The sequence below is a fragment of the Lysobacter xanthus genome (assembly GCF_047159895.1).
This window is the reverse complement of the sequence record NZ_BAAGAB020000163.1, coordinates 1-482: the sequence shown is the minus strand read 5'-3', so window position 1 is coordinate 482 and position 482 is coordinate 1. Positions and strand designations below refer to the sequence as shown.

Below are 482 nucleotides of genomic sequence, written 5' to 3'. Positions count from 1 at the left end.
TTGTTAGAGGGCACCGACACGGCTATGCCAGCTGTGCGTTTCTGTAAGGCTGCCATGGTATTCGCGCTCTTCCGTGGCAACGAGCGAGATCACAGCGAAATCGAATGACACGATGCGCTTACGGTTGGTGGCGAGGAGATGGGTGCGGATATCCGCGACAACCTCGGCCTTGACGACAGCCGCAGCGGGAATGGCCAGCTGGCTCAAGCGTGAAACCAGCCATGCCTGCAACTCGCCGGCGATGAAAAGGTGTGGCTCGACCCCGCTGGAGTGCGACGCTTCGCCGCGTAGTACGTCAATTTCAAGCCTGCCATCCGGAAGCTCAGCGAGCTTTTCCAGGTCTTCGGTCATGCGCCACCCCACCAGCATGGGGCAGAGAGTATTGGCGATGTCCTGCAACACTTTGCGACGCACTGGCAGTGCCCTCTAACACCTGAGTTAAGCCGCGCCGCGAAGCGGCGTCGGCTTGGACGAATTGTTAG

At 59.8% G+C, this 482-nt stretch carries 1 protein-coding gene; it reads right to left on the bottom strand.

The genetic code is table 11. The features are described 5' to 3' along the window. Window positions 1–3 precede the first annotated feature (3 nt). A complete protein-coding gene (locus ACY35P_RS15655) occupies window positions 4–351 on the bottom strand; it encodes a hypothetical protein (RefSeq protein WP_462116760.1) in 348 nt (115 codons plus the stop codon). Window positions 352–482 lie beyond the last annotated feature (131 nt).

Excerpts from the sequence above, each read along its gene's own strand:
- ACY35P_RS15655 (WP_462116760.1), bottom strand. The coding sequence starts at position 351 with ATGACCGAAGACCTGGAAAAGCTCGCTGAGCTTCCGGATGGCAGGCTT.